This is a genomic window from Bradyrhizobium sp. USDA 372, from assembly GCF_053629095.1.
The window spans coordinates 2,014,491-2,031,417 of sequence record NZ_JBRJHR010000001.1; the positions used below are offsets into that span (position 1 = coordinate 2,014,491).

The window sequence follows — 16,927 nt, forward strand, 5'->3', positions numbered from 1 at the left end:
ACGAAGCCTCGCTTCCCTTTCGCCTGCCCTCGGGCGGCCCTTGCACCCAATCCAAAGCCGCCCCAGCGACTTCGATATAATATTTGATATATCAGGCTATCGCGCGATGAACCCTGCGACAAGGGCCATCTGCGCGACGAGCATAGGCTTTCCGCCGACGACCTTTGCGCCCTGCGCAGCCGCCCTTGCAAGAAGGCGGGTTACTGCTGGATTGACGATAATGTCGCTGACGGTGGCGCCGGGACCGACACCTTCGATGTCGAGCGGAAGTGGATCATCCGGCTTCATGCCGAGCGACGTCGTATTGACGATGAGATCGAATGCGCGCGCCTCCGCGCGGCCGGCGCTGACCTTCGTGGTGGGATAATGCGCCGCCACGGCAGCCGCAAGCGCACGAGCTTTCTCCTCATCCCGGTTCATGATCGTGAGTTCGCGCGCACCGGCCTCCGCCAGACCGAATGCAGTGGCGCGTCCCGCGCCACCGGCACCGACCTGGAGCACTTTCCGATCGCGCACCGCAATTTCATGCTGCGCGAGGCTGGCGATGAATCCCCTTGCATCCAGATTGTCGCCAACGAGGCGCCCTTCCGCCGTCCGCTTGACGAAATTGACCGCACCAATCAACCGTGCCGCCTGCGTCATCTCATCCAGATGCTCGATCACGCCGGTCTTGTGCGGGATCGTGACGCCGAAGCCGAAGACGTTGCGCATGAGCCTGATGCTTGCGGCGACCTGGCCAAGATCGCCGGGCAGGACATGGATCGGCGACACCGCCAGATCCTCGCCGATCGATCCGAAATAGGCATTCATGACCGCACTCGCCCGCACATGATCGATCGGGTCGGCGAGCACAAACATGATCTTGGTCTTGCCGGTGATCTCCATGGACTAGTCCTTCTCAGGCCGGCAGAGCAGCGCGGCCGTAACTGCCATAGCGTTCGACCACCCGCGCCATTTCGTCGTCGGCAAGGATCGCGGGTGCGCCGGCCTGACAGGCGAGCAGATACTGCCGGGCAAGGGTTTCGAGCCTCACGGTGAGGTCGAAGGCCGCCTGCAGCCCTTTGCCGACGGCAATCATCCCGTGGTTCGCGAGCAGGCAGGCCTTGCGTTGTTTCAGCGCCGCGACGGCGCCGTCGGCGAGAGCCCTGGTGCCGAACGTGGCGTAGGGTGCGCAAGGCACATCGTTGCCACCAAAACTGGCGACCATGTAGTGGAATGCCGGGATTGGCTTTGCGAGGCAGGACAGCGCGACGCAGCAATCGGCATGGGTGTGCACCACCGCGTTCACTTGCGGATAGGCGTTGAGGATCGCCAGATGCATGTGCCATTCACTGGAGGGCAAGCCGTCTCCAATCACCGTCCCGTCGCGCTTCAAATGGACGACACCGTCGATGGTCGTGTTGCTGCTATTGCCGCCGGTCGGCGTAATGAGAATGTCTCCTCCGATGCGAGTGCTGACATTTCCGCTGCTGCCGTGGTTGAAGCCCTTGGCCTCGAGGCGGGCCACGATATCCAGCACGGATTGCCTGAGTTCGCGTTCGTTCAATTGGCTGCCTCCGGATTCAACATTGCTTCGAGCGTCGTCGCGAACAGGTCAACGGGGCCCAGCTTGCCGGACTTGAGACAAAGGGCCAACGGATCCTCGTCTTCAGTCACCGCGGTGCCGATGCCGGGTCCGCCATAGGGACCGACCCGCAAACGTCGAATGCCGAGCTGCTCGACGATCGCACCAGAGGTCTCGCCACCGGCCACCACGAAGCGCCGTACGCCGACGCTACGAAGAGAGACAGCGAATCGACCAAGAATGGCCTCGGCGAGCTTCGCCGCGCCTTCACGACCGTATCGCTCCTGAGCCATCTTGACGGCCTCGGGCGTGTCCGAAGTGGCGAAGCCGATAGGACCATTCCGCAGCCGCGGCCGCGCCCAGTCGAGCGCGTCGCCAACCGTCGCCGCCGCATCTTCAGCGTTCAGAAGATTGATGCGAAGCAAGGGATGGCTCTTCTCGAATTCAGCAAGTTGCTCCAACGTCCGCTCGGCGCAACTCCCGGCGAGAACCACGCCGCCGCCACCAACCGCGCGCAAACTGGGCGGTCTCCTGGCCGCGGCGATGAGCCCCCGCGCCTTCCAGATGTCCGGGTAGTGCTGCACGATCGTCGCATTGCCTGTCATCAGCTTCCAATCACAGGTGAGCGTGGCAAGCGTATCGAGATCCCGATCGTAGATCGTGTCCGCAATGAAGTAGCGGATACCCCGAGCCGCCGCTTCCGCGATCGCGCGACCGGCCGAGTCCGCGCCGGCGTTGACCTGCGAATGCGCCAGAAGGCCGACCTTGGCCCGCGTTTGACGCTGCAGAACCCGGACCAGATCGGGATCGGTCATCGGCGTCAGCGGATCATTGCGTTTCGGCGAGTCCGAGATCAGCTCGGTGCCGAGAAAGAGATGACCGTTGTAGACACTCCTTCGAAGGGCGGGAGAAGCCGGGCAAAAGGCGGTGTATTCGGCGCCGGTCAGCTGCATCAGCAGGTCGGAGACGGGGCCGATATTCCCCTGGTCGGTGGAATCGAACGTCGCACAATATTTGAAGAAGATTTGCCTCGCGCCCCGCGCAAGCAGCGCCCGTGCCGCCTTCGCCGTCATGCTGACGGCTTCGCTCGCGGGGATCACCCGCGTCTTCTGCGCGACCACGATAGCCGGCACATCGCCGCAGCCGCGAACCAGATCGGGGTCGGTGACAAATCCGCATTCGATGCCGGCAGCGACCAGCATCGCGGCCGTTTCCATGCCGCCGGTCAAATCGTCCGCCACCACCCCGAAGATAAGCTTCGTCATGCGTCCCGCAGATCTCGAGCAGATAGTCTGCGAACGTTGATACATGATATATCAAATATTGGCAAGACTTCCCGAGGTAAAGGTCCCGGAGTGCGGCTGGCAAGATGGCGGAGAGCGATAGTCGAACCGACGTGTCGCGACCACAGACTTCGGACATGTGAGACCGCGCCGGCTCTCGTCCGCCGCCTGTGCACACACCGCCTCTAACGACGAGCACGTGGTCGATCTGCTCAATCGGAAAGGGGCGAAAATGATGAAACGAAGGAAGATTCGCACGGCAATCTGGCCGCGGGAAAGGTCGCACGAAAGCCGTTTCGGGCTCGGCAGTTCTTCCCGCAATTAATTGAATAAGACCGCTTTCGTGATGGTGGGCGCACCAGGGCTCGAACCTGGGACTCGCTGATTAAGAGGCAGCCTCGGGTTGAGAACAATCAATGAACTTACTGGTCGCAGCATCCGCGTGGTCGGAGCATCCGCGGGGGTGAACCCTGGCATCTAGTTGGCGGCCTATCTCTTGAAGCTACTCTAAGAGCAACTCACGGGGCGGTTTGGAGCCCTTTTCCGTTCCGATTGATCGAGTCCTCGGGTACCCTATTCTAGCTGCGTCGGCGGAACTGCTGAAGTTGATGGATGGCCGCATGGAGAGCGGAGATGGGCCGGCTCGATAAGCAGATGGATCCCTTCCACCCTGCCGCTCATCTGACAACGGCGGATCGCGTCCCTGAGAATCGAGGGCTTGAGCAAGTCGACACGGCGTCGGTCGTTGATCCAGCCCGAGAGCAAGCCGCCTCGTCGCCCGCGCAGTTTGGGTCGGGCCAGGCGGCGACCGGCGTAACGGGATCTCCCAATTGGATCGACCGAGCACGTCGCATCTGGCGGCGCCATCTCCAGCGCGATCAACTCCCCCGGACGACCGGAGGGTCGATGGGAAACTTCGAGCGGTGGTTGATCGCACTGCTGAGCGTCGGCTTCGTCGTGAGTTGCGTTTGCGCGATCATTGTCATCATGCAGGTCAACGCGCGCAAATTGGAGATCGCAACACTGCAACGTGATATCATCGCGCTCAAGTTACGCGTAGCCAGCCTCGATCAGATCGCAAGCGCCAATGAGATCCGCGAAAAGGCAAGCAGTGGAACACCCAGGCCGCCGTTGGAGACCCAACCTGACCAGGCTCCGCTTGTCCTGTCACGTGAAGAGATTCAGCTTATCCGAGACCATATCAAGCCTGCACCAGTTGCGGGCCCCGCGACTGAAACGATAAGGGTCGGCGATCCCGTCGTGGGAGAAACCGTTCCCTTTCCCTCTCCGATCACGGAGAAGGTGCGGAAACTGCTCGGCGCAAGATTTACCATTCGCAATGGCGTTGTTGTCATCATCCGCAGCGGCAGCCGTCACGCTGATGCTGTGATCGGGCCAAATTGACGAGAACTGGCCGCGATCGCAGTAGCCGATCGCCCTCTTAAGGCTGGTTGTTTGGTGGTCTTTCAATGAACCGCCGGCTGCCATTGAGAAGCTCGAGGTTATTGGCGATAACCGGGTTGCCTGGATCGAGCGAATAGGCCTTCTCAAACTTTCGGCGCGCCGCACTCAGATTGCCGCGCAGCATGTACGAATATCCCTGGTCATTTAGGACTTGCACAGTTTCGCCGCCGAGCCGGATCGCTCGGGCATAGGCCTGGTCAGCAAGGTCGAAACGACGCAGCTTGTCGTAGCTCGCCGCAAGTCCAATCCAGGCCGTGACGTCCTTGGGTGATTTCTCGACGGCGTCCTTGAAATAGCGCTGTGAGAGTCCGTAACTGCCGCGATTGTAATGCTCCAGGCCCAGCCGCACGGGCTCGTCCGACGGGTAGTACTTGACGTCGGTCGGCTCCTGCACGGGGTCTCCGCCCGGTGGCTCGACCGGAGCCACGATGGCAGCCTCCCGCGTGGTATAGTCACAAGCAGCAAGGCCTGGCGCCAGCCAGCAACAGGTCAGCAGTAAAATGGCACGTCGCATAATTTTGTCCCCGCCCGGCCCAGCGGACTCACTGCACCGCACTCAAAATATCCCATCGCCCAACTCAATTACCTGAAGCCGCTACCTGCCCTCTGCCCGGCCGACTGGCACCGATACTCCCGCCGATGCTCCCGCACCCAATCCAGTTACGTTGACATTCTGCGTGACCGGAGGCCGCTGGCCCATGAGTTTGGTCGGATCGCCCATGTCGGGAAGCTGATCCACCGGCTGTTGCTGATTGCCGTAACGCGTCACTGCGGAGCCCACGCGTCGAGCATCGTATGCGATCCGGCGATCGCCGACGTATCGCGGCCATGGATGGATTGTATGGGTGACGGCGTTGACCTCCTTGGCATTGCCGGCACTCATCGTGATGGTGTCGGAACGCTGAAAGTAGCGATCCACCTCGTCATGACCGGCGACGCCGTAACATCCCCCGAGGAGGAAGGGCGCAAACAGAGCCAGATACCTGATCGTCATCTCGCGCGTCCTCTAGTTTAGAGTTTTGACGACCGTCTGATCGGCACTCGCGGCCGGGACGACGACGGGGGCCCTGAGTTCAGGCGCGATGATGTGGCCATACGGTCCCTTCACCTCGCCTCCGGAGTTGACGTAGTCATGGTAACGCTTGCGAACTTCCATCTGGCCATTGAGGAAGAAATCAACGTCATTGGCCGGAAGGCGGGAGTCGAGCGGCGACGCCAGTTGCTGACCGGGTGCGGCCGGCGCGACCAGGCGTGGCGTCACGATGATGACGAGATCGGTTTCCTCCTGCTGGTACGACTTGCTGCTGAACAGGGCTCCAAGCACGGGCACCGAGCCGATCCAGGGCAATTGCGAAACGTCCTGACGGTTGCGGGTTTGCAGCAGGCCGGCGATTGCAAAGCTCTGGCCGTCGCGCAGCTCGACCGTCGTGCGCGCGTCGCGGCGGGTCAATGCTGGAACAGTCGTCCCCTGGATCGTCACCGCATTGGTGAAATCAAGCTCGCTGACCGACGGCTCGACGCGAAGATTGATCACACCGCGCGATAGCACGGTTGGCACGAAAGCCAGTTCGACGCCGAACTTCTTGTAGTCGATCGTGATGGTCGGAAAGCCGTTCGTCGTCTGGGTCGGTATGGGCACTGGAAACTCACCGCCAGCCAGGAAGCGGGCGGCATCGCCGGAAAGCGTGGTCAAGTTTGGCTCGGCCAGTCGGCGGGCCAATCCCTTGGTTTCCAGCGCGGAGATCAACAAATCCACCGAGCCGCCATTGCTGGTTCGAATGAGACTGGTCAACAGACTTCCGAACGGTGCCGGCGCGACCCCCCCTGCAGTCCCGGCAAGCGTCCCCAGAGTTCCGAGGATCGGAAGACTACCCGTCGGCGGAGCGCCGACAGCTCCTCCCCCGGCACCGAGAGGACCGTTGGCGGTATTGATTCCACCAATCGGTGCTCGACCGGCGCGTGTCACACCGCCCAGCCCGCTGTTGCCAACGTTCGTCCCATTGGCATTCGCCGCATAGAGATTGACGCCCAAGTTGCGTCCAGCCTCCCGGCTCACCTCGAGAAAGCGCACCTCGAGCATCACCTGTTGCGGCGCCGCGACGCTCATCGCGTTAACGACGACGCCCCCTTTCGCGACCGTACTGGTGGCGATGGCCATGGCCCGCTCGGCGGTAACCGCGTCGGCTGCGGTCCCGCTAAGCACGACCTGTCCCTCGGAAGCCGACACGCGAATACCGTGGCCACCGGTGCTGGTCCGGATGTTCTGCTGTAGATTTCCGGTATCGATCACGACCTCGACGTCAAGGATCCCGATCTGCTTCATCGATGAATCAAATAGTATGACGTTTGTTGTGCCGGTCTGCTTGCCCTGCACGTAAATGAGGTGATCGCTGAGCGATTTCACGTCCACAATATCAGGCGAGCCGGCCACGATGGTTGCGAAAGCAGTATCGACCTTGAAGGTGCGTGACTTGTTGACGACGAGCTTGACCCGCTGGACGTCGTTCATTTCGCTGACGAAGACGCCGCCGGAGGACCCCCGCCGGTCTGCAGCCGTCGCGCGGTCAGGGGTCGCAAAGGAGGCGAGCGCCGCACCAAGACCCATCACGCCAAAGGCGAGAAGCCTCCCTGCAGCCCTACCCGAAACGCGATCACCACCCATTCGAGTCCCCCCACTGTAATCCGCGGCCATCCCCGCAAATCTACGTGCTCGATGCCCTCAACAATTCTCCTCCGCGTACCACGTCGCAGAGCTTACGATCTGTCCCACTACAATTCGTTACTACGTGCTTCCAAGATCATCGTCCTTCATGCAGGCAGCTTGCAAGACGAGATACTTACCGCACAGCCGCAAGCAGAAAGAAAACCCTGCAATGTTGCCAGCGCGCATCATTCTCTCTGGTTGTGGGGAACTATCCCGCGGCGCGACCGCTCTGGGCACGCGCTCCGGTCGTCGCTTTGCGATCGAAGGACGGTCGGTCGCACGCTTGGCGATTCGCTTGGCCGGGTAATTCCGCATCCGCGCGTTTGGCCCGCATGCCGCGGCCACGAGGCACTGCCGGGGGAAACATGTCAGACTTGCTGCCATATTCGCCCTAGAAGGGAATCTGGTTGGAGGCGCTCGGCGCATTGAGCGCTGTGCCCCATATGGGCATCAGCATCGTAAAGTTTGCCTGGGAAGCTGTAACACTCAGGCTGTTGCTGTTGGCCCCAACGGTCAGCGTTGGCGTCAGACCTCCGAAAAACAAGAAGGGGGCAGCGTTCTGCTTGGCGGCGGTGGACAGGGGATCCCCGGTGCAGCCGGCCGGCGACTGCGGCGGGCTTTGAAGCAAGGCAGGCGTATAGCAGCTAATCATGACCGCACGGGCGCCAGCACTCGCGAGCGTCCGCAAGGATTGCATCGTGATGGCATAGCGTCCGAGATCGAAGATGACGAACATCAACGTGAAAAGCGGCACGAATACCATGATGAATTCAAAGGGCGCGATACCGCGATTGTCGAGCTTTCTCATTACTGCACCAAAGCGACAACTTGGGTGTAAATGATCGTGGCCGGAGCACAGCCTTCCGTGCTGAGGTAGCCGCCACCGCTCATGTCGATCGTTTTGGCGATCACTTGCGAACAGGTCGTATTGGTGCTGGCAGTCGTACCGGCCCAGCTAACGTCGACCTTGGGAAAGTAGATTGCCCCGCCCAGGCTAACCAGACCGCCACCGTTGATGGTGACCTTGTTGCTGATCTTGCTCGGAGCCTGATCGTCGATCAGGACGCCATTTAGATCGGAGGAGAACGTGTTAGTGACAGGCGCGGAAAGATCCGCCGTACCCCCGTTGATGGTGAGCTGCGAGTCTCCAAGCAAGACGAGGGTTACGCCTACGCCTTTCAGTTGTCCGCCGGTCATCTTTATATTTGCTTTGTAGAAGAAATATGTTCCCGGGTCCAAAACGTACTTGTCGCCGTTCTGCACCGTGAAACTGCCGTAAGCCCCAGTCCCGGCGCTATTTGGCGCGCAATGCTTCCAGCCATCCGCCTGAAGGGTGCATGGCATATTTGTATTGCCCGTCCTGCTGTTGAACGATGCGGTGTCCAGTTTGCTGAGCGGATTGCTAGCGTACGTCATGAAATAGTTGTGCGGCACGCTAACATTGCTGCAGCTGCCCGAGGGGGTGCAGCCATTTACACCATAAAGTGCCCATCCCGAGCCGGTGAACGTTGGAGTGCTGGCGAGTTGAACACTGGTATCCGACATCAGAGCGCAGCCAGTTCCGTTGTTGCTGAGGTTACCAGCCAGCTTGAGTGCGCCTGAATCAGGTCCAAGCGCGAGGACGCACGCCTTGGTCGGCTGCTGGACCAGTGCAATGGCTTGGGCGGGGATGTTGACGGTGGTCAAACCCAGCACTGCCGCCAAGTACGCCGGTTGTTGCTGGCTGACCCTGGCGCGAACGGCGTTGCCGGTGCCTGCAGGTGGTGTTGTGAACGTGCCCGCACTGTAGTCGCCGATATCGATCTGCACGGCCCGCGAGATTCCGGTCGGTAGGGTTGTCGGACAGTTTCTGCCCGGATAGCCGGTAGCGTCGTTGGGACTCGAGTTGCAAAATCCGTTCTGTGCCGCGAATTCCTTGCCGCGATAATCCACTGATTGCGTGTCGCAGGTCGCGCCCGCCATTATACATGATAGCCGCAATGCGCCCGAATAGGCGGCCGAGTCGGCCGCGTTCTGCGCATGCTGGCGGGTGACGTACCACGACCCGGCCTCCGCCCCGAGTGCGACCACTCCGATGAGTGGCACGAGAGCGATGACTGTTGCGAATGCGATGGAGCCACGTTGGGAACGGAGTAGACTACGCATGGAAGCCCCCTACTGGAACCGTTCTGAGTAAGGCAGCGTGTAGGTACAAGTGGTGGGACACAGCACCCCTCTCCACACAATTGGAGCCAAGGTGATGGTTGTCGAGAATGTAATGTACTTGGGAGACTCCAGATTGCCTGGCGAACAGGTGGCCCCTGCGTCTCCGCACAAAACCTGAAGGTTGCTGATCGCATGACCGGCGACTGTCGTCTGTAGCCCTGTCTTCCAGCTCACCGTGCCGTCAGGGGCGAGCGGATTAGCGTACTGCACATACTGCCCGAAGGAGCGCAATGCGCTCCATGCGGAGATAAACTGGAAGCCTGCAGCAGCCAAGTCGGCGAGCGGCATGAGCAGGAACGCCACCAAAACCGGGTAGACGATCAATGTCTCAAACGCGACGGCCCCGCGTTGATCCACGATGAACGACTTCTTGTGGCTCATGAGCCTACCTCGACCGCGGTCGTCGACCGGAACGGCACTCACCAAACATAGGGGATCACCCTCCAGCGCGAGGCTTCGTAGCTCGAATATTCAGGGCAGTTGCGCCGAAGCAGGTCCTCTTCGTAATGAATTCGGCAAATCTGGACGCCGATATGCAGGACGAGCAGGATAGCGGTCAGCAGCGACGGGTTTTTCAGCACCACACCCAATACCGCGATTTCTTCCGCAAGGTAGAGCGGGTGCTTGATCCACCGATACGGACCTGTTTGCACCACGTTGCGCGCCTGTGGCACCAGGCTGAACGACCTGCCAAGATGCCTGATGGTGACCAGCATCATGATCATGCCGATCAACACGCAAGCGGTGGATGCGAGGTTTGGGAGCGCCTGGTCGGTCTTGCCGAAGAGCGCGATCGACCATGGCATGTAAGTGCCGACGAACGCCGCTATTCTCGGGCGAAGACCTTCCGCCTGCGCCTTTGCCGGCGGCCGCGTGATGGTCAACAGAGCCAGCAGTACGTAGAAGACCGCAAGGCACACACTCGACAAGAGCGAGGGCCAGGGATCATCGGGCGACGAGCCAATCTTGAAGGCGACGCCAAGTGCCAGCAACATGAACCACATGCCGCCGAACAGCTGCATCGTCCGATCGTAGGAGGAGGTCTTCGACAGGACAACGGTGCTCATGGCTATTTACCGAAGCTGGCAAATGAACGTACGAGATGCAGAATGGGACTTCCTCCCAAAATGACGAACATGGCTGGAAGCAGGAACAGCACCATGGGAATGGTCAGCTTGGCGCCCAGCTTGTGTGCTCTTTCTTCGAGCTTGGTAATTCGTTCCCGCCGCAGGTCGACGGCGATGCTCCGCAGCGCCTGGCCAATCGGCGTCCCGTATTGCAGGCTTTGGGCGAGCATAGTCCCGAAGCGGCGCAGCCCATCCGACGTAGCTCCCAGCTTCTCGAATGCCTCGCTGCGGCTAGGCAGTATCCGCAGATCATCAAGAAGATTCCTCAAGACCCCGGCCATGGAGGGATTGGTCTCATTCATTTCCTGCGCAACGCGTGCCAGCCCGCTCTCCAGGCCCATTCCCGCTTCGCTGCACACAACCAGCAAATCGATCATATCCGGCGTGCCCAGACGAATGGCCGCATCAAACCGCCGCTTCAGCATCGCCAGTATCAACCGCGGTCCCACGATTCCGACCGCCACGCCCATCAGTGTGAAGACAAGCACGTCCAGCAGCGGCTTCCCCAAGAGCTGAGCGACCCCTCCGGCAATGATCGGGCATAAGAACATGCTGACGGCCTTGACACCGATCCAGGTCGGCAGGGCTCGACGATGATTGAAACCGGCTGATTGAAGAATCGCTCGCAGTTGATCCAGATTTTCCTCTGCGTAGAAGCGGCGGTACCGCATGCCGAGCGACGAAAACCAACCGGTCATGTCTTGGAAGGGCGCTGACCGTCCAGCAACGCCCAGCACCGCGTTCGAGACCCGCACGTCCAAAGCGCGAATGTGCATTTCGCGGATGATCAACACGCAGCTCGCAGCACCAGCTGCCAATGCGAGAGCCACCAGACCAAGACCGAGCGTCATAGTGCCGTTTCCCGTCTGACCATCCAACTTATCACCAAGGCCCCGACAAGCACCGAGACCACTGCGTAAGCCAGCAGCTTGTTTCCAACGGGATCAGTGAACAACAGGTCGACCGTTTGCGGATTGGCCGCGTATAGCACCGCGCCCCCAAGCAAGGGCGAGATTGTCAGCGCCCGCGAGGAAAAGATCACCTCTCCTGCCAGCGCCTTGGCCCGAGCAGCCAGTGCAACACGTTGCCTCACGGTGTCTCCCAGGTTCTGTAAGGTCTCCGCAAGGCTACCACCCGACTTCAACTGAACTGCAAGGGTCACCGCGAACATCGCATATTCCGCCACCTGCGTTCGCCGATAGACACTTTGGACGGCGTCCTCGGGAGGCCTTCCAAGGTTCACCTCGCTGCATACGATGGCAAACTGCCCAGCTGTTGGTTGCGGCATGTCGCGCGCGAGGGCGCGAAAAGCTTCGTGCACAGGCAGACCCGATCGAACGGTGCTCGTCACGAGCTGGATCGCATCAGGCAGCTGTCGAAAGAGTTGCCTGGCGAAGCGACGTTGCTGCCACCCGAAGAGGCCTCGAACGACGACTATGGCGGCAATTGCCGCCGCGACCGACACGTAAAGAATGGAGAACCCCAGCAGGCGATTGGTGTAAAGGATTGCGGCTGCTGCGATGGCACCGGCAAGCAGCACATAGATTGGATGCCAGGCGTAAGGAATCTCGCGATTGTAATTGGCCACGCGATGGAGCAACAGCGACGAAGACCCCGCCTCCAACCGGCGAATGGATGGTAGGTTGACTGGATGGGAAGCTGGCAGAGCAACCGCCAGCCGGCGATTGATGCGTCGCTCCCGAGCATCGAGCCACAACGAAATGGCTGCCGCGCACATCGCGAGCGCCAGAAAGGACGCGATTACGGACTCCGGCATCATATCTGCCTCATTGCCTCGGCCCACGCTCCATCCAGCCCGTAATAGACAAGACGGCTCTTGAATTTCGGAGTTGCAAGGTTGCACCTATAGGTGCCCGATAGACGACCCTGCTCATCCTCCTCCTTGTATTCGAAGGCTGCGATGTCATTGGTGGTGATCACCTCCCCTTCGAGGCCGATGACCTCACTGATCTGAACGATACGACGTTGCCCGTCCCGCATGCGTTCGACCTGCACAATGAGATCGAGTGCAGCGACGATCTGAGCTCGAATGGCTCGCGACGGTAGATTGACTTGTCCCATCTGCACCATGTTTTCGATGCGGGTCAGGGCGTCCCGGGTACTATTGGCGTGGACCGTGGAGATCGAACCGTCATGGCCGGTGTTCATCGCCTGGAGCATGTCGAAAGCTTCCGCGCTGCGGACTTCGCCGACCACGATTCGGTCGGGACGCATGCGCAGGGCGTTCACCAGCAGATCGCGTTGCGTCACCTGCCCTGTGCCCTCCAGACTGGGTGGCCGGGTCTCCAGGCTGATCACGTGCGGCTGCTGAAGCTGCAACTCTGCCGCATCCTCGATCGTTACGATGCGTTCGCTGTGATCGATGAATTGACTCATCGCGTTCAGGAGCGTCGTCTTGCCGGATCCGGTACCGCCGGACACCAGAACATTGAGCCGAGACCGGGCGGCGATCTCCAGCAGTTTTCCGATGGCCGCGGTCATTGAGCCATTTTCGATCAATCCAGCAATGTCCAAACGCCGGGTTGGAAACTTCCGGATGGAGATGCACGGACTATGGATCGCCAGCGGCGGGAGAATGATGTTGACGCGGCTGCCATCCAGCAGGCGGCAGTCCACCATCGGGCTGGATTCGTCGACGCGCCGGCCAACCTGCGCGGCAATCTTCTGAGCGACGGAGGCGATATGATCATTGTCGCGGAATCGCACTGCGATTCGTTCCAGCCTGCCGCTTCGTTCCACGTAGACGTTGCTCGGACCGTTCACCATGATATCGTTGATCGATTGATCGAGCAGCAGCGGACGAAGCGGCCCGTACCCCGTCATGTCGTCGGCAATCTCGTCCGCAAGCTGAAGTTGCTCGCGCCCCGACAGCTCGAGCCGCTCCTGGTTGGCAATTTGATGGATGATTTCCTCGATCTGCCGCCGAAGAACTTCGCGCGAAACGGTTGCGGCCACCGCTGGCTCGATCTGCTCGATGACCCGTTCGCGCAACGAAGCCGGTATCACCGGGTGGTGGATCGGGGGTTCGTCGCGCCTCGGCGCGGATGCGGGCACGTTTGACACGAGTGGAGGCGCGCTCGGCGCGGATGCAGCAACGTTGGGCATCGACAGAGGCAAGCCTGCCGCAGGACCAGGCAGCCCGGTCCCCAACGCAGCTGCAAAAACGGACGCCTCTTCCTCACGCCGACCGAACTTTTTCATCCCAGATGTGCTGTGAGCACCCTCCTCCACCAGCTCTTCCGCTCGGCGCCGACACCGCTGATCTCCCGTACAATCGGCGCCAGGTGACGTCGCAACTTCCTGACGTGCTTTAGAGCCGGAATTCCGAGATTGACCGCCTCGGTCATCCCCTTGCCGAGATCGGGAACGACGATGTCCGGCTCTGCGCCCATCGCCTTGACGACTGCCGCCCTGGGAAGTCCACCGGGACGACCGGCCCGGTTGAGCAAGGTAAAGACCCGATCTTTGCCAGCGATGTTGATGACGGCGGTGCGCAGCGCGTGGGCATTACGAAGTCCGGTCACCTCGGCTTCGAGCAGCACCATCACGTGACGGGAAAGCGTAATCACCGGATAGATCGATGGCGGGAACGGGACGGGCACATCGACAACGATGTAGTTGAATCGTTGACGGAGCAGACCCAGCACGTGTCGTACGCCGGCTTCCGTGATTTCGAGCTGCGCATCGAGATCCTCGTCGGCCGAGACCAGACAGACCCGCTCGTTGACTTCGATTGCCGCCCGCTCGAGGAACAGCGTGTCCGCCCGCATCGGATTCTCCAGGGCGATGCGCAGCCCCGGCCCGGGACGGACACCCAACATCACGGCGGCTTCGCCGCCCTGCAGATGAAGGTCAAGCAGCGCCACCTTGGCCTTGGTGGTCTCGGCAAGCTGCAGCGCCAGATTGATCGCGATGCTCGTGGCACCGGCGCCGCCCTGTGCTCCGCAGATCGAGACCACATGCCCACCACGATCGATCTGGTTGGCCGCCGTATCGCCCAGCAGCTTGGGGCGCAGCTGATCCAGCACCAAATCGCGCGTGAGCGGCCGCGGCAGATACTCGGCCAGGCCGAGCTCCAGAAGCTCACGGTAGAAGGTGATCTCCCTGTTCTCGCCAATCACAGCTACGCGGACATCGGGCGGACAGAGGCCGGCCAGCCTTTCCAGTTCAGTGAAGGGATCATCGATGCCGCTGATGTCTGTTACCAGCGCGAACAGGTCTGTGTCGGATTCCAGCATCCGTATCGCATTGCGGATCGTGCCGCGCCTGATCGAGAGGTTGGCGCCTTCGAGGCCCTTGCGCAAAGCCGCGGCGCTGATCTCGTCGTTTACGAAACAGACGATGCGGTTACGCGTGACGATCGATGTCGATTCTTCGGGCGGAGCGGCTATGGCAATGTTCATCAACGTTTCTCCGAAAACCTGTTGGCATAAGCTTCGGCCGTTGCGGTCTGGTGCACAACTTCCGAGGCCCCCTCGCAGCTGACGAGAGCGTCCTCGTCTTGCTTTCTGACCGTATATTGCTTGGTCTCGCCGCCCGAATGAATGACGACTGCCGTTCTCTGACGTGCGATCGCGTACTGACGAGCAAGTTCCGGGGACACATCACAGCTTGACATCGCGCCAGTGTCGGCCTTGTCCCATTGATCGACTGCTGCACGCACGGCCAGAGACAGTGTTCCGAGCTGCTTTGCGACGGTGACTTTCTTGACCTGCTCCTGCGCAAGCTCCAGGGACACGGTTTGCGTTTGCTTGCCTGCCATTCCGCCAATTGGTCGTGCACCCTGCACGATCTCCTGGTCGATCGCGATCACTCGAACGTTGCGCAGAACGGTCTCGCTGAGGGCTCGACGTGCGGTGTCGACCTTCTCGAATACCTGGGTCAATACGACATCCACATGATCACCCGGCCTGATCAGGCCGGAGACGCCCGCCTCCTCGTCGACCTTGATGCTGATGGCACGGCTGTCCGGTGCCAGGACGCTGGCCAGGAAGCCTCGGTCCCGCGGACGCAGAATGTCCTGCAACGTCACGGGACTGCCTGCTTCAACGAACCTGCGGATCAGAGAACCGGGAAGTCCGGCCTTGGACTCGGGCGTTTCAAGGATCGCGCCCTGAGGAATGCGCTCCGGTGGCACCGATCGCACCGTGAAATCTTCTTCGCGAGCCAAAGTTCCCTTCGGCAAGGAACGCGCCGCGACGAAGTATCCGGCGGTCGTCGCCGGTGCCGGTGCCGGGGCCGTCTCCGTGACTTGTACCGGGGCCGGAGCGGGCGCCTTCGGCAGGTTCATGTTATAGGCAATAAGCCCGAACGCCGTGGTTGCGAGCAGAAGCACCATGATGATCGACAGACGCAGCGCGGATGACATCTCACAATCCTTTGCTCAAAATCGTCCAGATACCCCCGCACGCTATTGCAACTCCGTAGGGCAGCGGGGCGTGTCGCAAATGGCGCCAACGTTCGATCGCGTAGACCCGGCGCGGGAGTGACGATCTGGCGGGTGCCAGTTTGGGATGAGGCAGGTGGCGCATCATCAGATGCACCAGGGCAAGAACGCCGCCGGCCAGCGCAGTTATGGTCAGGAGCTGAATCTGGCCGATCACTGGAAACCCGATCGCCAGCGCAGTCAGCAATTTGACATCGCCGCCGCCAATCCCTCCGCGCGCGTAGAGGACGAACAGCAGCAGAAAGAGAATCGCGGCCGATATCAGCGACTCGGCAACTTGCAATGGATTGGGCAATTGACTGGCGATCCCGAGCGCCGCCAGCGCCAGACACATTTCGTTTCGGATCAGGCGCGTCGCGACGTCGATCGTTGCGACGTAGAGCAACAACAGGATTTCCAGTATCGAGGCGACGTATGAAACCCAGGTCATGAAAATGCATGCCTCAAAGAGGTGGAAGGCACACTAGGAATGCAGGAAAGAACATTCGAGAGGGGGACACATTCCGATGCCCCCCTCTGGTGTCAAATGGCCGTTTCAGCCAGCGATCGCGGTGGCGAAGGCGGTGGTGATAGCGGTGATCCCGGTCGTCAGGGCGGCCCCGATTTGGCCACCAGCTCCACCGCCGAACACGGCACCTACTGCGCCAACGATGCAAACCGCGACGATGATGTATTCGAATGAAACCACGCCGTCCTGGTCCGTCCGCAGACGCTTCAACGCTTCCTTGGTCTCGATGAAATGATGCAACATAGGAGGAAACCCTTCTTTCAAGATGAATTTACAGACACCTCGGCAACTTCAGCGGCTGCGGATTTATTTCCGGCCCCGCCAGCGGTAAACTATCCATTAAATATTTATTATCGTCAACATTTAATGTATTAATGCCTGATTTGAATGACCATCGCAAAACGAGCCCGTCACGACCATCCAGGAATCGACAAAAACGTCGTAATACAAAGACGATAGCCAACCTAACAATCGAATCCCGGGCAGAGCACTGGCTGGAGTCGGCAAAGAATCACCGGATTATTACGGGATAAACATCGCTATAATAAAATTAATCGATGCTGCGCCCGCTCGGCACGCATGAAGCAACTTTCACGACGTGCGAA

The 16,927-nt window shown here is 60.5% G+C and carries 18 protein-coding genes; 1 reads left to right on the top strand and 17 read right to left on the bottom strand.

Annotated features, from left to right (window positions below; all coding sequences use genetic code 11):
* Positions 1-96: 96 nt before the first annotated feature.
* The 3 genes from AB7M16_RS09835 to otnK are packed head-to-tail and all read right to left on the bottom strand — an operon-like array spanning position 97 to position 2,829.
* Entirely contained in the window at positions 97-885 is a 789-nt protein-coding gene (locus AB7M16_RS09835; protein WP_453943772.1) for a shikimate dehydrogenase family protein, read from the bottom strand.
* Positions 886-898: 13 nt separating this feature from the next.
* Positions 899-1,546, bottom strand: coding sequence for a class II aldolase/adducin family protein (locus tag AB7M16_RS09840; RefSeq protein WP_453943773.1), 648 nt, complete (start codon positions 1,544-1,546; stop codon positions 899-901).
* Positions 1,543-2,829, bottom strand: a complete 1,287-nt coding sequence (gene otnK / locus AB7M16_RS09845) for a 3-oxo-tetronate kinase (protein WP_453943774.1) — start codon at positions 2,827-2,829, stop codon at positions 1,543-1,545. Before otnK ends, AB7M16_RS09840 begins: the two co-directional genes overlap by 4 nt.
* Before the next feature lie 651 nt (positions 2,830-3,480).
* Here otnK and AB7M16_RS09850 point away from each other — a divergent pair.
* Positions 3,481-4,251 (top strand): hypothetical protein, encoded by a 771-nt coding sequence (locus AB7M16_RS09850; RefSeq protein ID WP_453943775.1) that lies wholly within the window; start codon positions 3,481-3,483, stop codon positions 4,249-4,251.
* Between the two features lie 37 nt (positions 4,252-4,288).
* On the opposite strand, the gene AB7M16_RS09855 is transcribed toward AB7M16_RS09850, so the two are convergent.
* The 14 genes from AB7M16_RS09855 to AB7M16_RS09920 all read right to left on the bottom strand — a co-directional run bounded on the left by AB7M16_RS09855 (position 4,289) and on the right by AB7M16_RS09920 (position 16,565).
* On the bottom strand, positions 4,289-4,825 hold the full coding sequence (locus tag AB7M16_RS09855) for a tetratricopeptide repeat protein (protein ID WP_135166076.1): 537 nt from the start codon (positions 4,823-4,825) through the stop codon (positions 4,289-4,291).
* 81 nt (positions 4,826-4,906) lie between these two features.
* The gene (locus AB7M16_RS09860) at positions 4,907-5,305 is read right to left on the bottom strand and encodes a hypothetical protein (RefSeq protein WP_172785647.1); all 399 of its coding nucleotides are present in this window, start codon (positions 5,303-5,305) and stop codon (positions 4,907-4,909) included.
* Positions 5,306-5,317: 12 nt separating this feature from the next.
* Positions 5,318-6,973, bottom strand: a complete 1,656-nt coding sequence (locus AB7M16_RS09865; RefSeq protein ID WP_172785648.1) for a type II and III secretion system protein family protein — start codon at positions 6,971-6,973, stop codon at positions 5,318-5,320.
* 433 nt (positions 6,974-7,406) lie between these two features.
* Positions 7,407-7,823 (bottom strand): TadE family protein, encoded by a 417-nt coding sequence (locus AB7M16_RS09870; RefSeq protein WP_212255197.1) that lies wholly within the window; start codon positions 7,821-7,823, stop codon positions 7,407-7,409.
* On the bottom strand, positions 7,823-9,160 hold the full coding sequence (locus tag AB7M16_RS09875) for a pilus assembly protein TadG-related protein (RefSeq protein WP_453943776.1): 1,338 nt from the start codon (positions 9,158-9,160) through the stop codon (positions 7,823-7,825). Before AB7M16_RS09875 ends, AB7M16_RS09870 begins: the two co-directional genes overlap by 1 nt.
* Positions 9,161-9,169: 9 nt before the next feature.
* Positions 9,170-9,601 (bottom strand): hypothetical protein, encoded by a 432-nt coding sequence (locus tag AB7M16_RS09880; RefSeq protein WP_104464028.1) that lies wholly within the window; start codon positions 9,599-9,601, stop codon positions 9,170-9,172.
* A gap of 38 nt (positions 9,602-9,639) precedes the next feature.
* Entirely contained in the window at positions 9,640-10,287 is a 648-nt protein-coding gene (locus AB7M16_RS09885; RefSeq protein ID WP_212255194.1) for a methyltransferase family protein, read from the bottom strand.
* Between the two features lie 2 nt (positions 10,288-10,289).
* Positions 10,290-11,198 (bottom strand): type II secretion system F family protein, encoded by a 909-nt coding sequence (locus tag AB7M16_RS09890; RefSeq protein WP_453943777.1) that lies wholly within the window; start codon positions 11,196-11,198, stop codon positions 10,290-10,292.
* Complete coding sequence (locus tag AB7M16_RS09895) at positions 11,195-12,127, bottom strand: type II secretion system F family protein (protein WP_453943778.1); 933 nt, start codon at positions 12,125-12,127, stop codon at positions 11,195-11,197. The genes AB7M16_RS09890 and AB7M16_RS09895 overlap by 4 nt, the downstream gene beginning before the upstream one ends.
* Complete coding sequence (locus AB7M16_RS09900) at positions 12,124-13,569, bottom strand: CpaF family protein (RefSeq protein ID WP_172785654.1); 1,446 nt, start codon at positions 13,567-13,569, stop codon at positions 12,124-12,126. The genes AB7M16_RS09895 and AB7M16_RS09900 overlap by 4 nt, the downstream gene beginning before the upstream one ends.
* On the bottom strand, positions 13,566-14,771 hold the full coding sequence (locus AB7M16_RS09905) for an AAA family ATPase (RefSeq protein ID WP_172785655.1): 1,206 nt from the start codon (positions 14,769-14,771) through the stop codon (positions 13,566-13,568). Before AB7M16_RS09905 ends, AB7M16_RS09900 begins: the two co-directional genes overlap by 4 nt.
* A complete protein-coding gene (cpaB, locus tag AB7M16_RS09910; protein WP_172785656.1) occupies positions 14,771-15,736 on the bottom strand; it encodes a Flp pilus assembly protein CpaB in 966 nt (321 codons plus the stop codon). The genes AB7M16_RS09905 and cpaB overlap by 1 nt, the downstream gene beginning before the upstream one ends.
* Before the next feature lies 1 nt (position 15,737).
* Positions 15,738-16,244: an A24 family peptidase gene (locus tag AB7M16_RS09915; RefSeq protein WP_453943779.1), complete on the bottom strand. Its 507-nt coding sequence runs from the start codon at positions 16,242-16,244 to the stop codon at positions 15,738-15,740.
* A 105-nt stretch (positions 16,245-16,349) separates the two neighbouring features.
* The gene (locus AB7M16_RS09920) at positions 16,350-16,565 is read right to left on the bottom strand and encodes a hypothetical protein (RefSeq protein ID WP_018318137.1); all 216 of its coding nucleotides are present in this window, start codon (positions 16,563-16,565) and stop codon (positions 16,350-16,352) included.
* Between the last annotated feature and the right edge of the window lie 362 nt (positions 16,566-16,927).

Bases quoted from the DNA above. Each gene is read 5' to 3' on its own strand.
- AB7M16_RS09835 (WP_453943772.1), bottom strand. From the start codon at position 885: ATGGAGATCACCGGCAAGACCAAGATCATGTTTGTGCTCGCCGACCCG.
- otnK (WP_453943774.1), bottom strand. From the start codon at position 2,829: ATGACGAAGCTTATCTTCGGGGTGGTGGCGGACGATTTGACCGGCGGC.
- AB7M16_RS09850 (WP_453943775.1), top strand. From the start codon at position 3,481: ATGGGCCGGCTCGATAAGCAGATGGATCCCTTCCACCCTGCCGCTCAT.
- AB7M16_RS09855 (WP_135166076.1), bottom strand. From the start codon at position 4,825: ATGCGACGTGCCATTTTACTGCTGACCTGTTGCTGGCTGGCGCCAGGC.
- AB7M16_RS09860 (WP_172785647.1), bottom strand. From the start codon at position 5,305: ATGACGATCAGGTATCTGGCTCTGTTTGCGCCCTTCCTCCTCGGGGGA.
- AB7M16_RS09865 (WP_172785648.1), bottom strand. From the start codon at position 6,973: ATGGGTGGTGATCGCGTTTCGGGTAGGGCTGCAGGGAGGCTTCTCGCC.
- AB7M16_RS09870 (WP_212255197.1), bottom strand. From the start codon at position 7,823: ATGAGAAAGCTCGACAATCGCGGTATCGCGCCCTTTGAATTCATCATG.
- AB7M16_RS09875 (WP_453943776.1), bottom strand. From the start codon at position 9,160: ATGCGTAGTCTACTCCGTTCCCAACGTGGCTCCATCGCATTCGCAACA.
- AB7M16_RS09880 (WP_104464028.1), bottom strand. From the start codon at position 9,601: ATGAGCCACAAGAAGTCGTTCATCGTGGATCAACGCGGGGCCGTCGCG.
- AB7M16_RS09885 (WP_212255194.1), bottom strand. From the start codon at position 10,287: ATGAGCACCGTTGTCCTGTCGAAGACCTCCTCCTACGATCGGACGATG.
- AB7M16_RS09890 (WP_453943777.1), bottom strand. From the start codon at position 11,198: ATGACGCTCGGTCTTGGTCTGGTGGCTCTCGCATTGGCAGCTGGTGCT.
- AB7M16_RS09895 (WP_453943778.1), bottom strand. From the start codon at position 12,127: ATGATGCCGGAGTCCGTAATCGCGTCCTTTCTGGCGCTCGCGATGTGC.
- AB7M16_RS09900 (WP_172785654.1), bottom strand. From the start codon at position 13,569: ATGAAAAAGTTCGGTCGGCGTGAGGAAGAGGCGTCCGTTTTTGCAGCT.
- AB7M16_RS09905 (WP_172785655.1), bottom strand. From the start codon at position 14,771: ATGAACATTGCCATAGCCGCTCCGCCCGAAGAATCGACATCGATCGTC.
- cpaB (WP_172785656.1), bottom strand. From the start codon at position 15,736: ATGTCATCCGCGCTGCGTCTGTCGATCATCATGGTGCTTCTGCTCGCA.
- AB7M16_RS09915 (WP_453943779.1), bottom strand. From the start codon at position 16,244: ATGACCTGGGTTTCATACGTCGCCTCGATACTGGAAATCCTGTTGTTG.
- AB7M16_RS09920 (WP_018318137.1), bottom strand. From the start codon at position 16,565: ATGTTGCATCATTTCATCGAGACCAAGGAAGCGTTGAAGCGTCTGCGG.